Origin of the sequence: Immundisolibacter sp., assembly GCF_041625615.1 — a bacterium.
Lineage (GTDB): Bacteria > Pseudomonadota > Gammaproteobacteria > Immundisolibacterales > Immundisolibacteraceae > Immundisolibacter.
The window spans coordinates 1-7,367 of sequence record NZ_JBFJTF010000115.1; the positions used below are offsets into that span (position 1 = coordinate 1).

The window sequence follows — 7,367 nt, forward strand, 5'->3', positions numbered from 1 at the left end:
GCTGGAGCTCGAGGGCGCGTTCGCCATCGGCGTGCTCAGCGGTGCCGAGCCGGATCGATTGATCGCTGCCCGGCGCGGCAGTCCGTTGGTGATCGGGGTGGCCAAGGACGCGGTGTATCTGGCGTCGGACGCGGCCGCCCTGCTGCCGTTCACCCGTGATCTGGTGTTCCTGCACGACGGTGACGTGGCCGAGGTGCGCATCGGCGCCGTGCGCGTGATCGACGTGCACGGGCGCCCGGTCGAGCGCCCGGTGCAGCGCAGCACCCTGTCGGCCGCCGCGACCGAGCGCGGACCCTACCGCCACTACATGCAAAAGGAGATCTTCGAGCAGCCGCAGGCCATTGCCGACACACTCGACGGCAGGCTGGGCGAGAACCGGGTGCTGGAGGCAGCCTTCGGAACCGACGCGACCGCCATCTTCGATCGCGTGCGCGAGGTGCGCATCGTTGCCTGCGGCACCAGCTATCACGCCGGGTGTGTGGCGCGCTACTGGCTGGAGGCACTGGCCGGCGTGCCGTGCCAGGTGGAGATCGCGTCCGAATTCCGCTATCGCGACGGTACCGTGCCGGCCGATGCGCTGTTGGTGGCCATCTCTCAGTCTGGCGAGACGGCCGACACGCTGGAGGCGCTGCGCGAGGGTCGCCGGCGCGGTTACGCGCACACGCTGGCCATCTGCAACGTGCCGGAAAGTTCCCTCACGCGCGAGGCCGACCTGAAGCTGATGACCCACGCCGGCCCGGAGATCGGCGTCGCCTCCACCAAGGCCTTTACCACCCAGCTGACGGCCTTGATGCTGCTGGTGGTGGCCCTCGGTCGTCGCCATCGCCTGTCGGCGCAGACCGAGGCCGCGCTGGTCGATGAGCTGCGTCGCCTGCCGGCCGCGGTGCAGGCGGTACTGGCGCTGGATGCGGCCGTGGCCGCACTGGCACCGGACTTTGCCGACAAGCACCACGCGCTGTTTCTCGGGCGCGGGGTTCAGTATCCGGTGGCGCAGGAAGGCGCCCTCAAGCTGAAGGAAATTTCGTACATCCATGCCGAGGCCTACGCCGCCGGAGAGCTCAAGCACGGTCCGTTGGCGCTGGTCGATGCCGACATGCCCGTCGTGGCTGTGGCGCCCAGCGACCCGCTGCTGGAGAAGCTCAAGTCGAACATGGAAGAGGTGCGTGCCCGCGGTGGCAGGCTGCTGGTTTTCGCCGAGGCGGCCGCCGATCTGGCCGACCGCGGTCTGACGCTGGTCGATGTGTCCACCGACGGGATTCGCCACCTGGCACCGCTTCTGTTCAGCGTGCCGTTACAGTTGCTGGCCTATCACGTGGCGCTGATTCGCGGTACCGACGTCGACCAGCCGCGCAACCTGGCCAAGTCGGTCACGGTGGAGTAGGTGCAGGCAGGCGCCCGGCGTGGCTCGGCCACGATGATCATCCGCCGTCCTAACTGCCTGCGGGCAGGGTGCTTTTGAGGTCTCGGCCGTGAAACTACAACAACTGCGCTACCTGACCGAGATCGTGCGGCGCAACCTCAACGTGTCGGCCGCCGCCGCGCGCCTGTTCACCTCCCAGCCTGGCGTCAGCAAGCAGATTCGCCTGCTCGAACAGGAGTTGGGTGTGGAGCTGTTCGAGCGCCGTGGCAAGCAGTTCGTCGGCCTCACTGCGGCCGGGCGGGCGGTACTGGCCCAGGCTGAGGAAATCCTGGCCCGGGCCGACAACATCAGGCGCGTGACCCAGGATTTCGCCGCGCCGCAGCAGGGCGCGTTCGGCATCGCCACCACCCACACCCAGGCCGGGTTCGTACTGCCGCCGGTGCTCAGTACCTTTCACCGCCGCTATCCGCAGGTGCGGTTGAACCTGCTCCAGGGCACCCCCCTGCAACTGGCCGACATGGCCGAGCAGGAGGACGTGGATCTGTTGGTCACGACTGACCAGGCGTCGTTGTATCCGCGCTTGGTGCTGTTGCCAGTGGCCTCCTGGCGCTATGCCGTGTTTTGCCCGGTGGGTCACCCGCTCACACAGCGGGCGCCGCTCACGCTGTCGGCAATCGCCGAGTACCCGCTGGTCACCTACAGCTTTGCCTTTGACGGACACTCGGCGCTGGAGAACTGTTTCTCCGACGCCGGTCTGAACCCGCGCCTGGCGTTGACCGCGGTCGATACGTCGGTGCTCAAGCGCTATGTGCGCGAGGGGCTTGGCGTCGGCCTGATGGCGGCGGCAGCGTTCGATGCCGCTACCGATACCGACCTGGTGGCGCTGGAAGCCGGCACCCTGTTGCCGCACGGTCGCGTGCACGTGGCGCTCGCGCCGGGGCGCTTCCTGCGCGGCTATGTGTATGACTTCATTGCCCTGCTGGCGCCGCACCTGACGCGCGATGTGGTCGACGAGGCGCGCGCGCTGCGCGATCCACAGGCCATTGCGGCGCTGATTGCCACCACCGCGCCGGCGGCAATGATCTGAAGCGACTTCAACACGGACATTTCATGACTGCGAGTAACTCCATCACCGTTCGTCTGCACCTGGACAGTCGCCCCGGGCTGCTGGCCAAGGCGCTGCAGGCGGTTGGCGACCAGGACGGTGATGTCGGCGCCATCGACATCGTGCGTGCCGACGCCGAGCACACGGTGCGCGACGTCACCATCGAGACCCTCGACGAGGCCCATGCCGAGCGGGTTGTGGCGGCCCTGTCGCAGGTGCCTGGCGTGGAAGTGGCCAGCTGGTCGGACCGCACCTTCCTGCTGCACCTGGGCGGCAAGATCGAGATCAACAGCAAGACCCCGGTGCGCACCCGTGACCAGCTGTCGATGGTCTACACGCCGGGCGTGGCGCGCGTGTGCCGGGCCATTGCGGCCGATCCCGCAGCGGCCTGGAACCTCACCATCAAGCGCAATACCGTGGCTGTCGTGAGCGACGGCTCGGCGGTGCTGGGGCTGGGCAACATCGGGCCACTGGCCGCCATGCCGGTGATGGAGGGCAAGGCGCAGCTGTTCAAGGAGTTTGCCGGCGTCGACGCGTTCCCGATTTGTCTCGACACGCAGGACACCGAGGCGGTGATCGCCGCGGTGACCGCGCTGGCCCCCGGCTTCGGTGGCATCAACCTCGAAGACATCGCGGCGCCGCGCTGCTTCGAGATCGAGCGCCGTCTGCAGGAAGCGCTCGATATTCCGGTCTTTCACGATGACCAGCATGGCACCGCGGTGGTGCTGGCGGCGGCTTTCCTGAACGCCCTCAAGCTCACCGGCAAGCGTGCCGAGGACCTGAAGGTGGTGGTCGCCGGGGTCGGCGCCGCCGGCACGGCCTGTACCGAGATACTGCTCGAGCTGGGCGTGAGCAACATCATCGGCTGCGATCGTGGCGGCGCCCTGTCGCGCACGCGCCGTGACCTGAATTCGGCCAAGCAGGCGTATCTGGAGCGCACCAACCCGCATGACGAGGCGGGAGACCTTCACAGCGTGCTGCGTGGCGCGGACGTGTTCATCGGCCTGTCGGGGCCGAACCTGATCGGCGCCGACGACCTCAAGGCCATGGCACGCGATCCGGTGGTGTTCGCCATGTCCAACCCGGACCCGGAAATCGATCCCCAGGTCGCGCTGCCGCTGGTCGCCATCATGGCCACCGGGCGCAGCGATTATCCGAACCAGATCAACAACGTGCTGTGTTTCCCGGGCCTTTTCCGCGGCGCGCTCGACTGCCGCGCCCGGCGCGTGACGCCCAACATGAAGCTGGCCGCGGCGCGGGCCATCGCCGAAGTGATCCCGGAGCAGGCGCTGCTGCCCGACTACATCATCCCCAGCGTGTTCGATCCGGCGGTGGCGCCCGCAGTGGCCGAGGCCGTCAAGCAGGCGGCACGCGACGACGGCGTGGCGCGGCACTGAACGCCCGGGCTGCCGGCACCGTGTCGTGCATCCGCGGGGAGCGCGTGCACGTTTGGTGAATCGACGGCGACAGGGTATAAAGCCGGTCGGTCATGGCCCGTCATGAGCGGGATGAACGTGAAAAGCAAGCTAATTCTGGCGATCTTCGGGCTGCTGGTGGCGATCGTCGCGGTGCCGCCGCCGGCACGTGCGGCGGGTCCGCAGGTGCCGCCCGAGGCGTTGCGCTGCCTGGCGCTGGCCGTGTATTTCGAGGCCCGTGGCGAGAGCATCGAGGGCAAGGCCGCGGTGGCGCACGTGGTGGTCAACCGTGCGCGTGAAGCCGGTTTCCCGGATCGGGTGTGCGATGTGGTGCAGCAGGGCGGTGAACAGCGGCCATGTCAGTTCGGCTGGTACTGCGATGGCCGCAGTGACCAGCCGCGTGCCGGCCGCATGTGGGAAACCTCGCTCGACGTGGCGCAGGAGGTGCTGGCCGGTCGGCTGGAGGACCCCACCGATGGCGCCTTGTATTTCGTGCGGGCACGGATCACCAAGCCGTCATGGACGCGTCGCCTGACCCGCGTGGCCCACATCGGCGGCCACGTCTTCTACCGCTGAACCCGCCCTTCGAGCCGCCGGCCCCGGCGCGCCGTGTGCCGCTGGCCGACGGGTCTCTGTGGCACTGGCCGCGTTTCGTGGAGCCGGCCGAGGCCGACGCGCTGCTGGAGCAGCTGATCGGCCGGGTGCCGTGGCAGCAACACCGGGTCCGCGTGTACGGCCGTGAATATCCGACGCCGCGGCTGTGTGCCTGGTACGGTGACGCCGGTGCGCGTTACGCCTACTCCGGCCAGTCGCTGAGTCCGCTGCCGTGGCTGCCGTCGTTAGCCGCGCTGCGGCGCAGGCTCGAGGCGGCGCTCGGCCGCCCGTTCAACAGCGTGCTGGTCAATCTGTACCGCGATGGTGCCGATGGCATGGGCTGGCACAGCGACGACGAGGGCAGCCTCGGTTCCGAGCCGGTGATCGCCTCGCTCAGTGTCGGGGCAACACGGCGTTTTGTGCTGCGCCACCGCCGGCGTGGCGACCTGCCCCGGCTGGATTTGCCGTTGCGCGACGGGGATCTGTGGGTGATGGCCGGCGCGCTGCAGACCCACTGGCGTCATGCCGTGCCGAAGACGCGTCAGGCGGTCGGGCCGCGCATCAATCTGACGTTTCGTCAGGTGTTGGCGCCGGCAGCGACAGGTCGTACTCCATGATCAGCGGTGCGTGGTCGGAGAATCGCTCGTCCTTGTGGATGCGCGCCGTGCGCACGGCATCGCGCAGGCCGGGCGACACCAGCTGGTAGTCGATGCGCCAGCCGACGTTCTTGGCCCAGGCCTGGCCGCGGTTGGACCACCAGGTGTACTGATCGGGTTCCTGGTTGACGACGCGAAACGCATCCACCCAGCCGATGTCGTCGAACAGCAGGTCCAGCCAGGCGCGTTCTTCCGGCAAGAAGCCGGAGTTTTTCTGGTTGCCGCGCCAGTTCTTGATGTCGATGTTGTGGTGGGCGATGTTGATGTCACCGCAGATGACCCACTCGCGCCCGTCGGCCAGCATCTGGCGCAGCAGGGGTGTCAGGCGCGCCATGACGTCGAACTTCACCTGTTGCCGCGCCTCGCTGCTGGAGCCCGACGGCAGGTACAGCGACACCACGCTGAGCCTGCCGTAGTCCACCTGCAGCCAGCGTCCCTCGGCGTCGAAGTCCGGCCAGCCCAGCCCTTCGACTACCCGGTCCGGCGTGCGCCGGGTGTAGATGCCCACGCCGCTGTAGCCGGGTTTCAGGGCGTCGTGGAAAAAGCCCTGATAGGGGCCGGGTGCTACCATTTCGGCGGTCAGTTGCGGACGCTGCGCCTTGGTTTCCTGCAGGCAGATCAGGTCTGCCTGTTCGCGGTCCAGAAAGTCCGCCAACCCCTTGCGCCAGGCAGAGCGGATACCGTTCAGGTTCAGGGTGATGATTTTCAGCGGCATGCACTCTCCTGCCGGCGGTGGCCGGTAACATTCTGAAAGATTGGGAAAATTCGTTCGTGGAAGGCTATCAGCGCGCGTTTTTCGAGTTCGCCATCGACTGCGGTGTACTGAAATTTGGGCAGTTCACCCTAAAGTCTGGCCGAATCAGTCCGTATTTCTTTAATGCCGGACTGTTCAACCGTGGCGAACACCTGAGGCGTCTGGGTGGATTTTATGCGGCCGCGCTGGTGCGCGCCGGGGTGCCGTTTGACATGCTGTTCGGGCCTGCCTACAAGGGCATCCCACTGGTGGCGGCGACGGCCATCGCCCTGGCCGGTGAGCATGGGCGCGACCTGCCCTTCGCCTTCGACCGCAAGGAGGCCAAGGATCACGGCGAGGGTGGCGTGATCGTCGGGGCGCCGCTGGCGGATCGCGTGGTGGTGGTGGACGACGTGATTTCATCCGGCTTGTCGGTCATGCATTCGGCGCGCTTGATCGCTGACGCGGGGGCGACGCTGGCCGGAGTGGTTGTGGCGCTCGATCGCCAGGAGCGGGGGCAGGGTGACCTGTCCGCAGTGGCGGAGGTCCAGGAGCGTCACGGAGTGCCCGTGATCGCGGTGGCGGGCGTCAAGGAGCTGGTGCATTACCTTGAATATGAATGCAAAGACACGGGCAATGCTGCAGCCATACGCGCCTACCGGGCGCAGTACGGAGCCGAATAACCGACGCCGTGTACTGGTTTGGGTGACCCTGGTGGTCTTGTGCGCCAGTGCACAGGCCGCCGATGCCGGCCGTCTGTTCCGCTATCGCGATGCCCAGGGCGTGATGCACATCAGCAGCAACCTGCCGCCCGGCCAGGCGCAGGCCGGCTACGAGGTTCTGGACAGCCGTACGCTCAAGCAGCTGGAGAAGGTTGAACCCCGGTTGACGCCGCAGCAATTGGCCGAGCGGGCCCGTCAACGGCAGCGGGCGGCGGTCGAGGCCGAGGAGGCGGCGCGGGCACGGCGCGCGGACCTGGCGAAGCAGAATCGCGACCGCATGCTGCTGCAGGCCTACAGCAGCGAGCAGGAGATCCTGCGCCTGCGGGACAGAAAGCTGGGCGACTTAGAGCGGATCGGGCGTGGTATCGAAAATACCATCCGTCATCTGCGCCAGAACCTGGCGGACGTGGACGCGACCATCGCCGCGTACCGGGACGATGGGCGGGCGCCACCGGCCGTTGTGCTGGAGCGTCGGGCGAGCACCGAAAACGACTTGTCCGAGCAGCTCGAGTTCGCGGCGCGCATTCGCGCCGAGCATGCCGAGATCGTCGAGCGTTTCGCTGCCGACCTCAACCGCTACCGGCTGCTGACCGGCAGCCTGCGGACCACCGCCCATCCATGACGGGTGGGCCGGCTCAGCCGGCCTGTGTCATCAGTCGCAGCCACTGCCGGTACTGGCCGTGGGTGAACACCTCGTCGTCGATGTCACCGGTACTGACCTGCGGCGCCAGGCCCAGGCGGCGGGCGTTGTCGTCGGCGCCCTGCAGCTGGCGCGCGGCGCC

General features: G+C 67.7%; 8 protein-coding genes. 7 read left to right on the forward strand and 1 reads right to left on the reverse strand.

Annotation, left to right across the window (positions count from 1 at the left end; translation table 11 throughout):
* From glmS to ABYX71_RS09215, 5 genes are all read left to right on the forward strand, one after another.
* Nucleotides 1–1,381 (forward strand): glutamine--fructose-6-phosphate transaminase (isomerizing) (gene glmS / locus ABYX71_RS09195; protein ID WP_372696204.1); only part of this gene is annotated, 1,381 nt, incomplete at its 5' end.
* Nucleotides 1,382–1,469: 88 nt separating this feature from the next.
* Complete coding sequence (locus ABYX71_RS09200; protein ID WP_372696205.1) at nucleotides 1,470–2,447, forward strand: LysR substrate-binding domain-containing protein; 978 nt, start codon at nucleotides 1,470–1,472, stop codon at nucleotides 2,445–2,447.
* 23 nt (nucleotides 2,448–2,470) lie between these two features.
* Nucleotides 2,471–3,862 carry an NAD-dependent malic enzyme gene (locus ABYX71_RS09205; RefSeq protein ID WP_372696206.1) on the forward strand — a complete coding sequence of 464 codons (1,392 nt, stop codon included), beginning with the start codon at nucleotides 2,471–2,473 and terminating at the stop codon, nucleotides 3,860–3,862.
* Nucleotides 3,863–3,973: 111 nt separating this feature from the next.
* Nucleotides 3,974–4,456 carry a cell wall hydrolase gene (locus ABYX71_RS09210; RefSeq protein ID WP_372696207.1) on the forward strand — a complete coding sequence of 161 codons (483 nt, stop codon included), beginning with the start codon at nucleotides 3,974–3,976 and terminating at the stop codon, nucleotides 4,454–4,456.
* A gap of 35 nt (nucleotides 4,457–4,491) precedes the next feature.
* Complete coding sequence (locus ABYX71_RS09215; protein WP_372696208.1) at nucleotides 4,492–5,091, forward strand: alpha-ketoglutarate-dependent dioxygenase AlkB; 600 nt, start codon at nucleotides 4,492–4,494, stop codon at nucleotides 5,089–5,091.
* Here ABYX71_RS09215 and ABYX71_RS09220 read toward each other — a convergent pair.
* Nucleotides 5,036–5,839 (reverse strand): exodeoxyribonuclease III, encoded by an 804-nt coding sequence (locus ABYX71_RS09220; RefSeq protein WP_372696211.1) that lies wholly within the window; start codon nucleotides 5,837–5,839, stop codon nucleotides 5,036–5,038. The genes ABYX71_RS09215 and ABYX71_RS09220 overlap by 56 nt on opposite strands.
* Nucleotides 5,840–5,901: 62 nt before the next feature.
* Here ABYX71_RS09220 and pyrE point away from each other — a divergent pair, with 62 nt between their 5' ends.
* The gene (pyrE, locus tag ABYX71_RS09225) at nucleotides 5,902–6,546 is read left to right on the forward strand and encodes an orotate phosphoribosyltransferase (RefSeq protein WP_372696209.1); all 645 of its coding nucleotides are present in this window, start codon (nucleotides 5,902–5,904) and stop codon (nucleotides 6,544–6,546) included.
* A 22-nt stretch (nucleotides 6,547–6,568) separates the two neighbouring features.
* Nucleotides 6,569–7,207, forward strand: a complete 639-nt coding sequence (locus ABYX71_RS09230) for a DUF4124 domain-containing protein (protein ID WP_372696210.1) — start codon at nucleotides 6,569–6,571, stop codon at nucleotides 7,205–7,207.
* Nucleotides 7,208–7,367: the final 160 nt, after the last annotated feature.